Consider the following 17,883-nt stretch of genomic DNA (forward strand, 5'->3'; position numbering starts at 1 on the left):
GTGGACGTCGACGTGATGCGCTCCTGCAAGTCGCCCATCTCGGTTGCCAGCGTCGGCTGGTAACCCACGGCAGAGGGCATGCGGCCCAGCAGAGCGGACACCTCGGAGCCGGCCTGCGTGAAGCGGAAGATGTTGTCCACGAACAGAAGCACGTCCTGGCCCTGATCGCGGAAGTACTCCGCCTCGGTGAGGCCCGCGAGACCCACGCGCAGACGCGCTCCCGGAGGCTCGTTCATCTGACCGTACACGAGGCAGGTCTTGTTGATGACGCCCGAGTCGCTCATCTCCAGGTAGAGGTCGGTACCCTCGCGGGTACGCTCGCCCACGCCCGTGAACACCGACGTGCCGCCGTGCTCCTGGGCCAGGTTGTTGATGAGCTCCTGGATGATAACCGTCTTGCCCACGCCGGCGCCGCCGAACAGACCCGTCTTGCCGCCCTTGACGAAGGGCTCGACGAGGTCGATGGCCTTGATGCCGGTCTCGAAGATCTCGGTGGTGGTGGACAGCTCGTCGTAGTCCGGAGCCGGACGGTGGATGGGCATGTAGCCCTTCACCTCGGGCATCGGCTTCTCGTCGACGGGCTCGCCCATGACGTTCCAGATGCGGCCCAGGGTCTCGGGACCCACGGGCATCATGATCGGGTTGCCCGTGTCGACGACCTCGAGGCCGCGGACGAGACCGTCCGTCGAGCTCATGGCCACCGAGCGGACAAGGTTGCCCGGCAGGTGCGTCTCGACCTCGAGCACGAGGTGCAAGTCGCCCGCCAGGGTCTTGGCATCAACCGTCAGCGCGTTGTAAATCGCCGGCAGCTGATCAGGGGGAAATTCGACGTCAACGACAGGGCCGACGATACGCACGATGCGACCGGTAGCGCCCTTGCTGGCCTCGAGCTCCTCCTTCGTAAGCATTTGTTCAGCCATTTAATCCTCCAAAGCCGCTGCGCCACCGACGATCTCGGAAATCTCCGTCGTGATAGCGCCCTGGCGTACGCGGTTATACAATCTAGTCAACGTTTCGAGCACTTCGGTAGCGTTGTCCGTAGCCGACATCATGGCGTTGCGGCGCGCGCCCTGCTCGGCAGCAGCCGAGTCGATGAGCGCATGGTACAGCGTCGTGCGCACATACGCCGGCAGCAAGCGGTCGAGGACGGCCTCGGCGCTGGGCTCGAAGATCACATCGCCCTCGAGCTTCGCCTCGCCCGCTTCCTGCTGCACGCCTTCGGCGGCCAGCTCGGCATCGAGCGCAGCCGTGTCCACGGGCAGCACGAGCTCCGTGCGCAGCACCTGCTCGGCAGCGTTCTTCGAGTGGTTGTACACGACAAACACCTCGTCGATCGTGCCGTTCTCGTATCCGTCGATGGCGTACGCCGCGACGGACGCGGCCTCCTCCACCGTCGGATCGGCAGAAAGGTCCGTGAACCCGAGCACCGGCTCCACCTTGCGGTAGGTGAAGTACCCGACGGCCTTCTTACCGCAGGCGACGACCTGGACGGACGCGCCTGCGGCCTGCTTTTCCTTCATGAGACGCTCGACGTGCCGCAGCACGTTGCTGTTGAAACCGCCGGCAAGGCCGCGGTCCGACACAACCACGACGAACAGCACGTTCTTCACTTCGTCGTGCTTGCGCAACAGCGCGTTATCGGAGCCACCTACACGCTTGGCAACGTTGGCCAACATTTCGACCATGGATTCGGAGTACGGCGTCGCAGCCGCCACGCGCTCTCCAGCGCGACGGATCTTCGCAGCCGCCACCATCTCCATGGTGCGCGTGATCTGCTTCGTCGAAGAGACGGAGCCGATACGCCTTTCTATGTCGTGAAGGTTGGGCATAGTCTACCTGCCTTAGGAAGCCGAGGGCGAGAACTGCAGCTTGAAAGCTTCAATAGCGGCGTTCAGGTCGGTTTCGATTTCATCGGTAAACTTCTGCGCCTTCTCGAGGGCCTCGACGATCTCCGGCTTGGAAGCGTGGATGAAGTCGAGGAACTCGCCGCGGAAGCGGACGACGTCGGACACCGGGATGTCGTCGAGGTAGCCATGAGCACCTGCGTAGATGGACATAGCCTGATCCATGACGGGCATCGGCACGTAACGACCCTGCTTCAGCAGCTCGGTCATGTGGGCGCCGCGGTTCAGCTGATCCTGGGTCGACTTGTCCAAGTCGCTGCCGAACTGCGTGAACGCCTGCAGCTCGCGATAGGACGCGAGATCGAGGCGCAGCGTGCCGGCAACCTGCTTCATGGCCTTGACCTGCGCGGAGCCGCCGACGCGCGACACCGAGATGCCGACGTTGACCGCAGGGCGCTGGCCCTGGAAGAACAGGTCGGTGGACAGGAAGATCTGGCCGTCCGTGATGGAGATGACGTTGGTCGGGATGTAGGCGGACACGTCGCCGGCCTGCGTCTCGATCATGGGCAGCGCCGTGAGCGAGCCCGCGCCGTACTCGTCGGACATCTTGACCGCGCGCTCCAGCAAGCGGGAGTGCAGGTAGAAGATGTCGCCCGGGTACGCTTCGCGTCCCGGCGGGCGGCGCAGCGTCAGCGACATCTGGCGGTACGCCACGGCCTGCTTGGACAGGTCGTCGTAGATGCACAGCACGTGGCGGCCCGGGTTGTCGGCCGTGGCCGGCTGGCCGTTCTCGCCGTTGTACATGAAGTACTCGCCGATGGCGGCGCCCGCCATGGGGGCGATGTACTGCAGCGGAGCGGAGTCGGACGCGGAGGCGTTCACGATGATCGTGTACTCCATCGCGCCGTGCTTCTCCAGCGTCTCCACCAGGCCGGCGACCGTGGACGCCTTCTGGCCGATGGCGACGTAGATGCAGATCATGTCCTTGCCCTTTTGGTTGATGATGGCATCAACCGCAATGGACGTCTTGCCGGTCTGGCGGTCGCCGATGATCAGCTCGCGCTGGCCGCGGCCGATGGGGATCATCGAGTCGATGGCCAGGATGCCGGTCTGCATCGGCTCCTCGACGGGCTGGCGCTGGATGACGCCGGGAGCCTTGAACTCCACCGGGCGCATGCCTTCGGCCTTGATGGGGCCCTTGCCGTCGATCGGCATGCCGAGCGGGTTCACCACGCGGCCGAGCATCTCTTTGCCCGAGGGGATCTCCACGATACGACCGGTGGTCTTCACCTGGTCGTTTTCCTTGATTGCGGTGACGTCACCAAGCAGCACGGCGCCGACTTCGTCCTCTTCGAGGTTCTGGGCCATACCGTAGACGGTCTGGCCGTTGGAACCCACGAACTCGAGGAGCTCGCCCGCCATGGCGTCCTTGAGGCCGTCGACGCGCGCGATACCGTCGCCGATCTGGATGACGGTTCCGACTTCGCGAGATTCGACGCTCGTATTGAGCGCATCGAGCTGCTTGCGCAGTGCCTCGTCAATAGACTGTGCGGTGATTTCAGTCACTAGCATTCACCTCCATCTGTTGATAGTTTGAGCACGTTGCGAGCGCTTTCCAACTGCGACAGGACGCTGGCGTCGATTCGCTTGCCGTTGGCACTCATCAATATGCCGCCGAGCAGGGACTTGTCGATATGCTCGCGCAACACGACGTTCGTTCCCAGGTCGGCCTCAGCTTTCTTCGTAATGACCTCGCGCAGATGATCGTCCAGTTCGACGACGGTCGTGACGTCGACGACAGTGACGTTCAGCTTGCGTTCGAGCTGTTCTCCATAGCTGGCCCATACGCGCGACAGCAACGCGAAGTCCTCGCGCTCGGCCATGACGGCCAGAACGTCGACGAGGACGGGATTGCTGGATGCGAACAGGTTGCGCACCAGCTGACCCCTCTGCTCGGGCGTATAGGAGCTGTCCTCCAAGGCGTCGGAGAGATCCATGTTCGAACGTGCGATGCGCAGGATGCGCTCGGCCTGGTCGCGGACCTCGAGCACGGCGTCTTGACCGCCTGCTTCGTATGCGCCGTCCAGAAGCACGGACGCATACGTCGCGACCTTCTCTTTGAGAATTTGGCGGTTAGTTGGCATTGAAACTGCCCGCCTCGTTCACGTAGCGCTCGATGATCTTGCGGTGCTCGGCATCGTTGAGATCCTCGCCGATCAGGCGAGACGCAACGGAGATGGACAGGTCGGCAACCGAGCCCTGCAGCTCGGAGATGGCGGCCTTCTTCTCCGCTTCGATGGCGTTGTGCGCCTTCTCGATCATCGCGGTGGCCTCGGACTGCGCCTTATCGGTGATGTCGGCCTTCACGGCCTCGCCCGTCTTCTTCGCGTCTGCGACGATCTGGGCGGCCTGGGCTTTGGCATCCTCCAGCTGGCGTTTGTATTCCTCAAGCACGCGCTCGCTTTCGACGCGAGCCTGCTCGGACTTCTCAAGGGAATCCTTGATGGTCATCTCGCGCTTCTCCAGCATGGCCTCGAACTTCGGCCAACCGAACTTGGCCAGAACGATCCAGAGCAGGATGAAGATCACGAGCATGGGGATGAACTCCGCCATGTCGGGCAAGATGGCGCTCAGGCCGCCCGATGACTCTCCTTCAGCCGCGAACGCGAGCGCAGGGAAAGCAAACGTCATGCCGGCGCCGGCAAGCGCGGCAAGCCCGATGCGGGCCGATGTTTCTTTCGCTTTAGCTTTCACGTACGTTACCTCCTATGTAAGCCTTATACGGCACGGTATCCGAATGAGGCTTAGTTACACGATGAAGGTAAGCACGAAGCCGATGAGGCCCAGAGCCTCGGCGAGAGCAGCACCGATGATGAAGTTCGTGAACAGACGACCCTGCAGTTCGGGCTGGCGAGCGGTGGCGACGCAGCAGCCGTAGCAGGCGATGCCGATGCCCAGGCCGGGGCCGATGGTCGACAGGCCGTAGCCCACGAGCTTCAGAGCCGCAAGAGCGAGTGTAATTTCCACAGTTTCCTCCTTTTACCGTTCTCGGGCTTCTCCCGAGAACCATGGACACCTTCTATGTCAACCAGCCGTGGAATAGCCGGTCAAACACCAAACGTTGCCGCGCGCAGGCGCGTGCGCCCTCCCCTTTCGGAAAGGGCGCGGGGTCGACCTAGTGGTCGGACGTGGCCAGGCCGATGTACACCGCGCTGAGGATGGTGAACACGTAGGCCTGCAGGAACGCAACCAGCACCTCGAGCGCGTACATGGCGAACAGGAACAGCATCCACGCGATGGAGATGCTTCCCACGCCGACGCCCGCGCCCTGGATGGCGGAGCCGATGAACACGCTGGTGAGCAGCGCGAAAATGCCGAGAACCATATGGCCGGCGAACATGTTTCCGTAGAGTCGAACGGCCAGCGTGAGCACGCGCAGCACGGTGGAGAACAGCTCGAGGAACCACACGATGGGAACCATGACCAGCGGCAGGCCCGACGGCGCGAACGACTTGAGGTAGCCGCCGAGGCCCTTGGCCTTGATGCCCCAGAAGATGAAGTAGATGAACGAGATGGCCGCGAGCGCCCAGGTGATGCTGATGGACCCCGTGGGGGTCTTGCAGCCGGGGATGAGGCCCACGAAGTTGCTGATCAGGATGAAGAAGAACAGCGTGGCCAAGAACGGCAGGTGCTTCTTGTAGCCGTGGCCGATGGCGCTTTCGCCCATGTCCTTCTTCACGAACTCGTAGCCGTACTCCACCATGTTGGTGAACTTGTTCGTGGGGATGATCGTGAGGCGCTTGCTGGCCGCAAGCACGACGACGAGCGTGATGAGGAAGCAGATGAGCATCCACAGCACGTACTGCGTCATGCCGAACGATCCCGACCCGAACACGAAGGCGGAATCGAAAGAATGCTGCAGGTGAGGTACCTGTTCCGCTAGGGATTCAAGAGGATTCACGTGTCTTTACCTTTCCATCTTACTTCCGCACTAGATTGCTGACGCCGAACCCGATAGCCGCGACGGAAAGAGCCACGACCTCGGCAAGAACGAAGGGCAGGACGAACTCGCGCGCGAGGAGCGCGCAGGCGATGGCGGTTACGAAGAGCACAGCGACCGAGAGCAGCACACCTAGAAGAAGGGCACCGGCGTGCCCCAGGTTGCTGGTGTCGGTCACTCGTCTCGTCATACGCAAGCCGGCGAACAGCGGAGCGAACCCCGCAGCGCCCGCGAGCGCCCCCAGAACGATTGCTACTGCCATGTCCCACTTTCTTCTTGACCGTCGAGCGCACAAGTACGCATCCTACCAAGCCGACTCGTATGATAACGGAACTTCACGTTCGGCTGACGGCAGGGTTACAAAAACTTACAAAATTTGGGTGAGTGGAAGAATAAACCGGCCAAAAAACTGCATAAAGCGCGGGGGAACGGTAAGCGAAACCGTATATTCTCCAAGCGGAAAAGGACAGGAATGAGACAGGGGGACGGGGCTAGTGGCTCATTTTACGTCAGGAGGGCGTGTCAAATCACCCGTCCCCCTGACACGCCCGTCCCCTATCCCATTCCCCTATCTCGTTTACAGGTCGAACACGCGCAGCTTCATGCCGGCTTCCTCGAGCATGGACATGGCCAGCTCGTCCGGGTACGGGTTCTGGTAGACGATCTCGTCGATGCCGGCGTTGATGAGCATCTTGGCGCACACGATGCACGGCTGCGTGTTGACGTAGATGGACGCCCCCGTGATGTTGATGCCGTAGCGCGCCGCCTGGATGATGGCGTTCTGCTCGGCATGCAGGCCGCGGCAGATCTCGTGGCGCTGGCCGCTGGGCACGCCGAGCTGCTGACGCAGGCAGCCGGTCTCGGCGCAATGGCGCATGCCGGTAGGCACGCCGTTGTAGCCGGTGGCCAGTATGCGGCGGTCCTTCACGATGACGGCCCCTACGGCGCGGCGCATGCACGTGGTGCGCGTGGCGACCTCGTTCGCCAGCGTCATGAAGTACTCGTCCCAGCTGGGGCGATGGTCGAGTGGTTCCATTGCTTACCTCTTTCAACCTGCGCGACCGGGTGGGCGGCGGCGCAACGCCCAGTCGCTCGGACAGTCCTCGCTTCGCTGCGGAACTCGCTTGGTGGGCGCCGCGCCGCCGCTCACCCTTCAAGGTTATCGAAACCGCCAAGCCGAAAACACCGGCCCCGCTCCCAAGCCAACAGCCATTCTGCGGGCGATCTTCAGAAAGGGAGATCCTACCTGCGGCTTTTCTGTTACTTGGTGCCGAAAATCCTGTCGCCGGCGTCGCCGAGGCCGGGGACTATGTAGGCATGTTCGTTCAGGCATTCGTCGATGGCGCAGGTGTAGATCTGCACGTCCGGGTCGGCGGACAGCACGGCCTCGATGCCGACGGGCGCCGCCACGAGCACGACGAGCTTGATGTTCTTCACGCCGAGCTTTCGCAGATAGTGGATGGCCGCCGTGGCCGAACCGCCCGTGGCCAGCATCGGGTCCACCACCAGCACGTCGCGCTGGGAGATGCTGTCGGGGAGCTTCGCGTAGTACTCGTGCGGCTCATGGGTTTCGGGGTCGCGGTACATGCCGAGGTGTCCGACGAACGTGGAGGGCATGAGCTCCTGCAGCCCCTCAACCATGCCGAGGCCCGCGCGCAGGATGGGGACGATGACCATCTTCTTGCCGGCCACCTGCTTGCACGCAGCCTTGCAGATGGGCGTTTCAACCTCGACGTCCTCAAGCGCCAGATCGCGCGTGGCCTCGTAGCCCTCGAACATGGCAAGCTCGCGCACGAGGGCGCGGAAGTCCTTCGACGACGTGTTCTTGTTGCGCAGCTTGGACAGCTTGTGCTGGACCATCGGGTGGTCGACGACGGTGACGCGGTCGTAGTGCATGGGATAAGCCTTCTTTCTTGCGATCCGGTTCGGGAACTAGTAATCGAGCTCGGGATACAAAGGGTGCGCGGCAAGGAGGGCGTCCACCTTCGCACGCACATCGGCGAGCTTCGCCTCGCTCTCGGCGTTGAACACCGTGGCGGCGATGAGCTGGCCCACCTCGTAGAAGTCGTCGGCCGTGAAGCCGCGCGTGGTGGCCGCAGCGCTGCCCACGCGGATGCCGCTCGTGACGAACGGGCTGCGCGGCTCGTTGGGGATGGAGTTCTTGTTCACCGTGAGGCCCACGCTCTCCAACAGCTTTTCGGCATCCTTGCCGGTGACGTCGGCCGGCGTGAGGTCCACGAGGCACAGGTGGTTGTCGGTGCCGCCGGACACGAGGCGCAAACCGCCGTCCATCATGCCCTGCCCCAGCGTGCGCGCGTTCTCCACCACGTGGTCGATGTACTCCTTGTAGGCGGGCTGCATGGCCTCTCCGAACGCCACGGCCTTGCCGGCGATGACGTGCATGAGCGGGCCGCCCTGCGAGCCGGGGAACACGGCCTTGTCGATGCGCTTGGCGATGTCCTCGTCGTTGGACAGGATGAAGCCGCCGCGCGGGCCGCGCAGGGTCTTGTGGCTGGTGGACGTCACCACGTCGGCATGCGGAACGGGGCTGGGATGCGCGCCTGCGGCCACGAGGCCGGCGATGTGAGCCATGTCCACCATGAAGTACGCATCCACCTCGCGCGCGATGGCGGCCATGCGCTCGAAGTCGATGACGCGCGGATAGGCGCTGGCGCCGCCCACGATGAGCTTGGGGCGCACTTCCTTGGCGATACGCTCCACCTCGTCGTAGTCGATGGTCTCGGTCTGGGCGTCCACGCCGTAGCTGGCGAAGTCGTAGTGGCGGCCGCTGAAGTTCACCGGCGAGCCGTGCGTGAGATGGCCGCCCTCGGCCAGGCTCATGCCCAGCACCGTGTCGCCCAGCTCGATGAGCGCCTCGTACGCGCCCAGGTTCGCGTTCGCGCCGCAATGGGGCTGCACGTTGGCGAAGTTCGAGCCGAACAGCTGGCAGGCGCGCTCGCGCGCGAGGTCCTCCACGAGGTCGACCTTCTCGCAGCCGCCGTAGTAGCGCTTGCGGGGATAGCCCTCGGCGTACTTGTTCGTGAGCACGCTGCCCACGGCTTCCATGACGGCGGGCGACGTGAAGTTCTCCGAAGCGATGAGCTCGACGGAGTCGCGCTCGCGCGTAAGCTCCTGGCGCATGGCATCGGCGACGGCGGGATCGGTCTGGGATACGTACTGGAGGGCCATGGTGTTCCTTTCGATGAGGGCGAGGCGAAGCGATCATGCTAGCACAGCGCGATCCGCGCTGCGCGCGTGCGGGCTATTCGTTTTCGAGAGCGGCGATCTTCTCGACGCGACCTGCATGACGACCGCCGCCGAAGGAGGTGGAGACGAAAGCGTCGAGGATCTCGCGGTTCACGGACTCGTCGATGAAGCGACCCGAGACGGCTACGACGTTCGCGTCGTTGTGCTCGCGCGCGAGGGCGGCGAACAGCGGACTGGTGACGTTGGCGGCGCGGATCCCGTCGATCTTGTTGGCGGCCACGGCCATGCCGATGCCCGTGCCGCACACGAGCACGCCGCGCTCGGCCATGCCGTCGACCACATCGTGCGCCACGCGCGCCGCATAGTCGGGATAGTCGACGCGGTCGTCGCAGTCGGGGCCGCGGTCGATCACGTCGTGGCCCTTGGAGGCCAGGTAGCCGACCAGCGCCTGCTTCTGCTCGAAGCCCGCATGGTCGCTTGCAATGCTGATCTTCATGTGAGGTTCCCTTCCTCTTCTCTTTCGTCACGTGACGGCTGGCGCCGCACGGGATCTTTCCCTAAAGGACTGGCTTTGCGTCGGAACTTCGCTCCTTCGGCGCTCCGCTCAGGATGACAGGGCGTCCGACATCGTGCGCTTCACGGCGCGAGCCCAGCCTTCCAGCAGCTTCGCGTGGCGCTCGTCCTCCATGCCCGGCTCGTACACGTCGTCCGAAGAGCGTAGGGCGCACAGGGCTTCCGCGTCCTTCCAGAACCCGGTGGCGAGCCCTGCGAGGAACGCGGCGCCGAGCGCGGTCGTCTCGGCATTCTGCGGGCGGCGCAGCGGCGTGCGCAAGATATCGCTTTGGAACTGCATGAGAAAATCGTTCGCGGACGCGCCGCCGTCCACGTTGAGCACGCTCAAGCGCACCCCCGCGTCGGCCTCCATAGCCACCGCGAGGTCGTGCACTTGGTAGGCCAGCGACTCCAGCGCGGCGCGCACGATGTGCGCCCGGCCGGTTCCGCGCGTGAGCCCGTAGATGGCGCCGCGCGCATCGGCGTCCCAATAGGGTGCGCCCAAGCCGGTGAACGCGGGCACCACGTACACGCCGTCGGTGCTGCTCACGCTACGGGCGATGGCCGAGGTCTCGGCCACGTCGTCGATGACGCCCATGTCGTCGCGCAGCCACTGCATGAGCGCGCCGGCCATGAACACGCTGCCCTCGAGCGCGTACTCGGGGCCGGCACCCGGACCCGAGGCGGCGATGGTGGTGATGAGGTTGTTCGTGGAGCGGCACGCTTCGCCGCCGGTGTGCATGAGCAGGAAGCAGCCGGTGCCGTACGTGTTCTTCGCCTGGCCCGGCTGGAAGCAGCACTGTCCGAACAGAGCCGCCTGCTGGTCGCCCGCCACGCCGCAGATGGGCACGTTCGGCACGATGCCCGCGGAAGCCGTGCGGCCGAACTCCCCCGACGAAGGGAGCACCTCGGGAAGCAGGGACTCCGGGATGCCGAACAGGTCGAGCAGCCACGGATCCCAGCGCAGCTCGTGGATGTTGTACAGCATGGTGCGGCTGGCGTTCGTCACGTCGGTGGCGTGTACCTTGCCCTGGGTGAGCGTCCAGATGAGCCACGTGTCGACGGTGCCGAAGGCCAGCTTGCCGGCTTCGGCGTCTTCGCGCGCGCCTTCCACGTGGTCGAGGATCCACTTGATCTTGCTGGCGGAGAAGTAGGCGTCGGGCACGAGGCCCGTCTTGTCGGCGATGATGCGCGCCGTCTGCGGGTCGGCCGTCAGCTCGTCGATGATGGGGGCCGTGCGGCGGCACTGCCACACGATGGCGTTCATCACGGGCTCCCCCGTTTCGCGGTTCCACACCACGGTGGTCTCGCGCTGGTTCGTGATGCCGATGCTGTCGATGTCCTTTGCGCCCAGGTTGTGCGCCACCAGAAGCTCGGTGAGCGCGCCCAGCTGCGACGACAGGATGTCGCGCGGGTCGTGCTCCACCCAGCCGGGCTGGGGGTAGACTTGCGGGAACGGGTTCTGCACCGCATCGACGACGCATCCGTTCGCGTCGACGAGCATGGCGCGCGACGAGGTGGTACCCTGGTCGAGCGCTACGACGTACTTTGGCATGCATGCTCCTCAATCCAACCGACCACCTCAGTATAAACCTGAGCCCGCCCCGGTTCGTTGAGGATTTCGTGGCGCATGCCCTCGTACAGCTTCACCTCCACATCCCGCACACCGGCGCGGCGCAACAGGTCGGCCGCCGCACGCACGCCCTTGCCGCACGCGCCCACCGGGTCCTCGGCGCCGGCGACGAACAGCACGGGCAATCCCTTCGGCACCTTCGCCGCGCACGACGGCGACACCACCTCGCCCGTGAGGTCGGTGAGCGTGGCGTAGCCGCCGACGGAGAACATGGCGCCGCACAGCTCGTCGGCGATGTAGGCGTCCACGACGGCCGGATCGGTGCAGACCCAGTCGTGCGGCGTGCGCGGGTTCTCGATCTGCTTGGCGAACGCGCCCACGCCCATGCCGTCCAGAAGCTTGCTGCGGTAGTCGGCGCCCTTCGTCTTCGCGAGGAAGCGCGCCAGCGCGTTGCCCGCCTTCGACAGGACGAGGGGCTGTTGGCCCGTGCCGCAGATGACGGCCGCCGCCACGTCCTCGCCGTGGCGCGCCAGGTAGGCGCGCGTGACGAAGCTTCCCATGGAATGGCCGAACATGATGTAAGGGGTTTGGCGGGAGTAGCGGGCGGTGACGGTCTTGCGCAGTTCGTGGACGTCCTCGATGAGCGTCTCCTTGCCGTCGACGGGCAGGCAGCCAAGCTCGTCTGCGCTGGCCACGCTCTTGCCGTGGCCGATGTGATCGGCGGCGCACACCACGAAGCCCTGTTCCACGAGGAAGCGCGCGAACTCGTCGTAGCGGCCCACATGCTCCACCATGCCGTGGACGATCTGAATGACGCCGCGCGGCGCGACACGGCGGCTGCCCCTCGTGCGCTCGGGCTCCCACACGAGGCCTTTGATGGTGGACGTTCCGTCATGAGACAAAAAGCCGATCGGCGCGACTGCGACCGTTGTATCCATACAAATCCCCTCCCCAGGAGTTTTCAACCATTATACCCAAGCGCGGCTCGCTCGGAGGGAAGCGTTACGCGAACGTCGACGCCGAGCCGGGCGCGTTCGGCAAGGCGGAAGGCTCAAGGAGGCTTGAGGAGGCGAGGGAAACGAGGGTGGAGCTTGGGAGCCGTCGCCTTGCTGGCACAGATTCACCGTTATGCACGATTTTTTCCTGATGCGAAAAATCTGACCTGGGGTTTTATGCGCACGCACTGAAATCATGCGCCGAAAATCGTGCGGTGAATCTGTGCCAAAAAAGAGGGGCGTGTGGGCAGGGAGGGCGGATGCGGAGAGCGCGCCGACCGCCGCGGCGGCGGCCGAGAGACTACCTCACCGCGCGGATATCGGCTTCAGCGACGGCGCCTTCGCGGAGAATGCGCGGGGGGTTTACGGTGCAGTCGAGGACGGTGGACGCCACGCCGCTCTTATCGTCGTCGGTGTCGTCGGGCACCACCACGCCGACGCGAGCGGCGAGGCGGGGGTCGAGCGCGTCGAAGGCCCCCGGCGCTTGCAGACCCGAGATGTTCGCGGACGTGGTGGCCAGCGGGCAGCCGACCGCCTCGATGAGCTCGAGGGCCGTATCGTTGTCGGGCATGCGCAGGCCGATGGAGCCCGCCGCCGAGCGGAAGGCCGCAGGCACGGCGTCGCCGGCTTCCACGATAAGCGTGAGGGGGCCCGGCCAGTACGCTCGTGCCAGACGTCGGGCCAGGTCGGGCACGTGCGCTCCGTAGCGATCGAGGTCGTCGACGCCGCCCACGAGCCAGGAGACGGGCTTGCCGCGGTCGCGCTCCTTCAGATCGTAGAGCGCCTCGGGGCTCGCCGCCGCCTCGACGGACACGCCCAGGCCGTACACCGTCTCGGTGGGAAAGATGACCGCCTCGCCGCGCTTGAGGGCGGCGACGGCTTCGCGCTTCGAGCTGGACAGTGGCGGCATGGGAGCTCCCTTCTTCGATGATCGGGAGGCATTGTAGCACGCGCACGGCCGCCGCGCCGCAATCGGCGGCATCCGTCAGATCAGCGCGTACTTCCTCTTGATGCGCTCGAGCTTTTTCCGCCAGGGAACGTAGAGCGCCGCGAGGAACACGACGGTGGCCACGCCATGCGTCGCGTCGAACGGCAGCGCGGCGCCGAACGCGACGAGCGCGGCCGGCCAGGAGAACGGCTGCACGAAGCCGATGACGTACCACCCGTTCAGCAGCAGGCCGTACAGCAGGGCCGACAGGAACCCGTAAGCGTACAGCACGGGCAGCCGGTCGAGCCAGCCACGGTCGGCCAGGACGCCGGCCAGGTAGCCTACGAGGCCCCAAGCGTACATCTGCCACGGCGTCCACGGCCCTTGGCCGAAGAAGAAGTTGGACACGAGCGCCGCGAGCGCGCCCACCAGAAAGCCGCTGCGGCGGCCGAACACGGCTCCCGCGAGGATGCAGATGGCCGACACCGGCTTGAAGTCGGGAACGGGAGCGAACAGCATGCGACCTGCCGCCGCAAGAGCCGCCAACACCACGGTCGGCATGATCTGGCGCAACGCCGGGCGCGAGGCCTCGAAGCTGGCGAAGAACACGCCCACCGCCGCGAAGGCCACGACCACGGTGAGCAGCGCGCCCTGCTCCACCTGGAAGTACGCGCACACGCCCAGCACGAGAGGCACGGCGGCGAGCGCCGGCACCTCGAGCAGCGCGAGGAGGCGCGCCGCCGCGCGGGAAGGCGGGCGCGTCACGAGCGTTCCTCGCGCCACAGCCGGGAGAACGCATCCTCGGTCGGGCGGTAGAACAGGTTGCCCGCGAAGAACGCGGCGGCCGGCTCGGTGCACACGGCCTCCCCGTCGAACAGCATGGTGGCGGCATCGGCGACGAGCGCGGCGAACGTCAGGTCGTGCGTGGCGAGGACGACGGTCGCCCCGGCCTGCGCGAGATCGCGCAGGGTGCGGGCGACCAGCAGCTTCGACGGCGCGTCGAGCCCCTTCGTCGGCTCGTCGAGCAGCAGCAGGTCGGGATCGGCCAGCAGCAGCTTCGCGAACGCGAGCAACTGCTGCTGGCCGCCCGACAGATCATAAGGATGGTTGGAGACGCGCGCGTCCAGACCGAAGCGCGCGAGAACGCCATCGATCGCAGCGTTGTCGTAGCCGCAGTTCGCCTGCCACTCGCGCAGCTCCTCGGCCACCGTATCGCACACGAAGAGGGTTTTCGGATCCTGCGGGAGCAGCGCCTGGCGCGCGGCCAGGCAGTTCTCAACGCGGCCGCGCTCCGGCTTGACGACCCCGGCGATGGCACGCAGCAGCGTGGACTTGCCGCAGCCGTTGCCGCCTACGACGGCGTGGATGCTGCCGGCGGTGACGCGCAGATCGCAGCCGCGCAGAACCCAGTCGGCATCGCGTGCGTAGCGCAGATGGATGTCGTGCAACGAGACGGCGTATGCGGCTTCATCATCCTGAGCGGAGGCGGGCGCCACCGGGACGGATTCGGAACGACGGAGGGCCGACACCCCGGCGCGCGGTTCGAAGCGGCGGATCAGCGTGCCCTCTCGCAGCTCCACCATGTCCGTCGCGTACTCGGCCATCGCCTCGGGGGCGTGGGTGGCCACGACGACGGTGATGCCCAGCTCGCGGTTCACGCGAAACAGAGTCTGCAGGAAGTTCTTCTCGGCCACGGGATCGAGCTGGGCGGTGGGCTCGTCAAGCAGCAGCAGGCGCGGCTGCATCGCCAGCGTGCCGGCCAACGTGGTCATCTGCTTCTGGCCGCCCGATAGCTCGGCGACGGAGCGGCGGAACCACGGCTCGATGCCGAAGAAGTGAGCGACCTCGGCCACGCGGCGGCGCATCTCGTCCTGCTCCACGCCGAGGTTCTCCAGCCCGAACGCCAGCTCGTGCCACACGCTGTCGCACACGATCTGGTTCTCGGGACTCTGCGCGACGTAACCCACCGTCGCGGCGGCCTCGCGCGCATCCAGCTTTTCCACGGATCGTCCGAACACCTGCAGCGAGCCCGCGCGCTCCCCTGCTGGCGCGATGGCCGGCTTGCAGCTACCGAGCAGCGTGGTCTTGCCGCTGCCCGTGGCGCCCACCAGAAGCTGGAACGCGCCCTCCTCCACCGCCCAATCGAGCGGGCCGATGCCGGCCGTCGACTCAGGGTAGCGAAACGAGAAACCGCGCGCCTCGATCGCCTTCACGCTCGCCATCGCAGATGCTCCTTCGCGGTGATTGCGAGCGGCAGGCACGCGAACAGCGCGTACGGCAGATAGTTCCACCAAGGCGCGAGCCCGCCGATCGTCGGATAGAAACGGAATTGCGCGCATGCCGCCCAGGCGGCGGCTGCGGCCAGCAACGCGAGCGCGCCGCCGAAGACGAGCGCCGCGGCGTCGAAGCGACGGAACCGGTAGCGCGCGTACGTGGTGCGCCGCGCGGCGGCCCCCCAGCCGCGCGCCTTCATGGCGCCGGCCGTCTCGAGCGAGTCTTCCATGCCCCAGCCCATGAGCACCGAAGTCCTCCGCAGGTAGCCGCGCATGACAGCGAGCTTCCCTGCGGGCTCCTCGGCAGGGCGCGCCGCCGTGCACGCGCGCTCCACGTCGGCGATGCCGTTGCCGCGCCGCAGGAACTGCGGCACGAGGCGCGCCGTCATCGACAGCATGAGGCCTATCGTGGGCGCGACGCCGCCGAACAGCGTCATGACCTTGTCGGACGTGAGCACCTGGGAGGCGTTCGAGAACAGCACGATCACGCTGATCAGCATGACGCCCATGCATGCGCCGTACACGAAGCTCTCCAGGTAGAACGCGCGCAGCCCGAGGCGGAACAGCTCGGTGGAGCCGGACGCCGAGAACAGCGGGTTCGCCAGCGCGACGACGGCGACGAGGGGCAGCTGCCAGAGAAGCGAGCGACCCGTCGCCCGCCAACCGCGCAGCACCGCGCTGTAGGAGAGTACGCTTGCAAGCGAGATGGCCAAGTAGACCGGCTGCATCGCCGTCATGCTGAGCGCGAACATGACGGCGAAGTAGCCGAACGCCACGACGGGATGGAACAGGTCGAACGCCGTGCGCTTCATACGAGGCGCGCCCCTAGGCGTGCACCGTTTGGAAGATCGAGATCACCACGAGCACGGCGAAGAAGATCGCCAATGCAGCCATGATCTTGGCCACTTTCGGATTGCTGAACACGGCGCCTCGCTTTCCTCGACCCGCACATCTACAGGTCGTTGCCCAAATCGCAGGTGTATATCCACGTAATGTTTTCTCCACCGCTTAGGATATACGAACCGCACCCGTATCCGGGCGACGATCCGTTGACGAAATACAGCCAGCCGCTGCCGGGACCGCAAGCGAATTCCGCAAGGCCGCCGATGGAGCTGACGTAGCCGCTCGACCCGCCCACCGACGCTCCGGTAGCGCAGAGGGCATCGTAGACGGATGCGCCCTGGTTGAGGGTGACCGTGCCGCCGCCCAAGGATGAGGGGTAGCCATTGGACGCGGCGCGGGAGCTGTCGATGTACACCGACACCGTGACGGTGCTGGGGGCCGATGGCGCCGGGGCCGGCTCGGGCGCAGGCGCCGGAGCCGGAGCAGCAGCGCCCTCCGACGCGGAAGGCGCGGTGCCCGATGGCGCCTCGCCGGCCGTCGAAGCGGCCGAGCCGTCGGCATCCGCCGCGCCCTCGCCGTCGACGGCGGCGCCCGCTTCCCCGTCCGCACCCTCCGAAGCCTCTTCGGCGGCATCCTTGCGATCGGCCTCGTCGCCCTGCGACGCGTCGTCTCCGTCAGAGGGCGCATCCGTGACGACGCTGGGCATCGGCACCGGATCGGACGGCACAGGGTCGCCGAGCCATCCGGTGGCGAAGCCCATGCTCGCCACGATGGCGCACAGGGCGATCGCGGACGCGGCGACGCCCACGGCAAGCAGCGCCTTGCGCGGTCGGCGACGCGCGGGCTCGGACGCCGCCGGTGCGGACGCCCCGCCCTCCGAAGCCCCCTCCTCGCCGCGAGGCGTGGAGGGGGCGATGCGATCGTCGGGCGATTCGGCCCGCTCACGCGGCTCGAGCGTTTCGACGCCCGAGCCGCCGGTCTTCTCGTTCGAATCTTCGCTCATGCTGCCGCGATCCTATCGGCGCAACGAGAGCTCATCGGAAGCGCGCATGCGCCGCGTGGCGGCGATGCCCGCCGCGAGCGCGCCGAGCGCGAGCGCGGCAGTGCCGGCCGCGAACGGCGCAGAGCCGTCCCCGGTCTTGGCGAGCGCCTTCTTGTCGGCCGCCGGAGCCCCTGCGGGCTTGACGTCGCTTTCTTCCTGCTTCTCGGCGGGCAGCGCAGCCTGGCCGAGCTTCGCCTGCGTGTAGACGTTGTACGCCGCCCCGGTGTTCTTGAGGCCCTGGTACGCAACAAGCGCCCGGAACCCCTGCTCGGTGGCGAGGTCGTTCGCAGCGCCGTTGTAAACGAATCCGGACAAGTCGGAAGTGGCCTGCGAGAGCAGCGCGCTCAACGGCGTCGCGCCGCTTTCGGTGACCATGGATGCCGCCGGATCCGCGCCCAAGGCGCACAGGGCGACCACGACGCAGGACGTAGAGCTGACGTTGATGGGACCATCGGCCGCGTCCCCGGATGCGCGGAAACCGCCGTCCTCGTGCTGCATTGCGCGCAGCGCCTCGAGACCCTTGTCGACCGCCGCTTTGACGGAGGCGTCCGAAACGCGAGAGGCAAGAGCGGTTATCACCATGGCCGTCGTATCAGGATCGTCCCCTTCGGCAGCGCCTTTCCAGG

At 66.1% G+C, this 17,883-nt stretch carries 19 protein-coding genes and 1 pseudogene; all 20 read right to left on the bottom strand.

All coding sequences use genetic code 11. The features are described from left to right. The coding region (gene atpD / locus ACMO6A_RS14020) for a F0F1 ATP synthase subunit beta (protein WP_418471449.1) at positions 1–908 on the bottom strand (908 nt) is incomplete at its 3' end. Positions 909–920: 12 nt separating this feature from the next. Beyond that, positions 921–1,829, bottom strand: a complete 909-nt coding sequence (atpG, locus tag ACMO6A_RS14025; RefSeq protein WP_009304821.1) for an ATP synthase F1 subunit gamma — start codon at positions 1,827–1,829, stop codon at positions 921–923. A 12-nt stretch (positions 1,830–1,841) separates the two neighbouring features. After that, positions 1,842–3,416 (bottom strand): F0F1 ATP synthase subunit alpha, encoded by a 1,575-nt coding sequence (gene atpA / locus ACMO6A_RS14030; RefSeq protein ID WP_156996442.1) that lies wholly within the window; start codon positions 3,414–3,416, stop codon positions 1,842–1,844. Then, complete coding sequence (atpH, locus tag ACMO6A_RS14035; protein ID WP_009608836.1) at positions 3,410–3,988, bottom strand: ATP synthase F1 subunit delta; 579 nt, start codon at positions 3,986–3,988, stop codon at positions 3,410–3,412. Before atpH ends, atpA begins: the two co-directional genes overlap by 7 nt. Next, on the bottom strand, positions 3,978–4,598 hold the full coding sequence (gene atpF / locus ACMO6A_RS14040) for a F0F1 ATP synthase subunit B (RefSeq protein WP_009608905.1): 621 nt from the start codon (positions 4,596–4,598) through the stop codon (positions 3,978–3,980). The genes atpH and atpF overlap by 11 nt, the downstream gene beginning before the upstream one ends. A gap of 54 nt (positions 4,599–4,652) precedes the next feature. After that, on the bottom strand, positions 4,653–4,871 hold the full coding sequence (gene atpE, locus ACMO6A_RS14045; RefSeq protein WP_009304825.1) for an ATP synthase F0 subunit C: 219 nt from the start codon (positions 4,869–4,871) through the stop codon (positions 4,653–4,655). A 148-nt stretch (positions 4,872–5,019) separates the two neighbouring features. Continuing rightward, positions 5,020–5,805, bottom strand: coding sequence for a F0F1 ATP synthase subunit A (gene atpB, locus ACMO6A_RS14050; protein ID WP_009304826.1), 786 nt, complete (start codon positions 5,803–5,805; stop codon positions 5,020–5,022). A gap of 19 nt (positions 5,806–5,824) precedes the next feature. Continuing rightward, on the bottom strand, positions 5,825–6,106 hold the full coding sequence (locus ACMO6A_RS14055) for a hypothetical protein (RefSeq protein ID WP_009304827.1): 282 nt from the start codon (positions 6,104–6,106) through the stop codon (positions 5,825–5,827). Positions 6,107–6,421: 315 nt separating this feature from the next. After that, entirely contained in the window at positions 6,422–6,880 is a 459-nt protein-coding gene (locus ACMO6A_RS14060; RefSeq protein WP_009304828.1) for a deoxycytidylate deaminase, read from the bottom strand. A gap of 224 nt (positions 6,881–7,104) precedes the next feature. Continuing rightward, positions 7,105–7,740: a uracil phosphoribosyltransferase gene (gene upp / locus ACMO6A_RS14065; RefSeq protein WP_009304829.1), complete on the bottom strand. Its 636-nt coding sequence runs from the start codon at positions 7,738–7,740 to the stop codon at positions 7,105–7,107. Positions 7,741–7,776: 36 nt separating this feature from the next. Next, on the bottom strand, positions 7,777–9,033 hold the full coding sequence (gene glyA, locus ACMO6A_RS14070) for a serine hydroxymethyltransferase (protein ID WP_009304830.1): 1,257 nt from the start codon (positions 9,031–9,033) through the stop codon (positions 7,777–7,779). Positions 9,034–9,106: 73 nt separating this feature from the next. Then, positions 9,107–9,547, bottom strand: coding sequence for a ribose 5-phosphate isomerase B (gene rpiB, locus ACMO6A_RS14075; RefSeq protein ID WP_009304831.1), 441 nt, complete (start codon positions 9,545–9,547; stop codon positions 9,107–9,109). Positions 9,548–9,655: 108 nt separating this feature from the next. Further along, positions 9,656–11,158, bottom strand: a complete 1,503-nt coding sequence (gene glpK / locus ACMO6A_RS14080; protein WP_009304832.1) for a glycerol kinase GlpK — start codon at positions 11,156–11,158, stop codon at positions 9,656–9,658. Next, positions 11,140–12,114 (bottom strand): alpha/beta hydrolase, encoded by a 975-nt coding sequence (locus tag ACMO6A_RS14085; protein WP_009304833.1) that lies wholly within the window; start codon positions 12,112–12,114, stop codon positions 11,140–11,142. The genes glpK and ACMO6A_RS14085 overlap by 19 nt, the downstream gene beginning before the upstream one ends. 358 nt (positions 12,115–12,472) lie before the next feature. After that, positions 12,473–13,081, bottom strand: coding sequence for an L-threonylcarbamoyladenylate synthase (locus ACMO6A_RS14090; RefSeq protein ID WP_009608844.1), 609 nt, complete (start codon positions 13,079–13,081; stop codon positions 12,473–12,475). A 75-nt stretch (positions 13,082–13,156) separates the two neighbouring features. After that, on the bottom strand, positions 13,157–13,864 hold the full coding sequence (locus ACMO6A_RS14095; RefSeq protein ID WP_009304835.1) for an ECF transporter S component: 708 nt from the start codon (positions 13,862–13,864) through the stop codon (positions 13,157–13,159). Next, complete coding sequence (locus ACMO6A_RS14100) at positions 13,861–15,321, bottom strand: ABC transporter ATP-binding protein (protein ID WP_418471445.1); 1,461 nt, start codon at positions 15,319–15,321, stop codon at positions 13,861–13,863. The genes ACMO6A_RS14095 and ACMO6A_RS14100 overlap by 4 nt, the downstream gene beginning before the upstream one ends. Then, complete coding sequence (locus ACMO6A_RS14105; RefSeq protein ID WP_021409276.1) at positions 15,309–16,184, bottom strand: energy-coupling factor transporter transmembrane component T; 876 nt, start codon at positions 16,182–16,184, stop codon at positions 15,309–15,311. Before ACMO6A_RS14105 ends, ACMO6A_RS14100 begins: the two co-directional genes overlap by 13 nt. A 140-nt stretch (positions 16,185–16,324) precedes the next feature. Beyond that, positions 16,325–17,218 carry a DUF4430 domain-containing protein gene (locus tag ACMO6A_RS14110; protein ID WP_418471447.1) on the bottom strand — a complete coding sequence of 298 codons (894 nt, stop codon included), beginning with the start codon at positions 17,216–17,218 and terminating at the stop codon, positions 16,325–16,327. A 12-nt stretch (positions 17,219–17,230) separates the two neighbouring features. After that, positions 17,231–17,883 (bottom strand): annotated as a pseudogene (locus ACMO6A_RS14115) (peptidase); the annotation flags it as partial.

The organism is Eggerthella sp., assembly GCF_048329335.1.
Taxonomy (GTDB): Bacteria; Actinomycetota; Coriobacteriia; order Coriobacteriales; family Eggerthellaceae; genus Eggerthella; species Eggerthella lenta.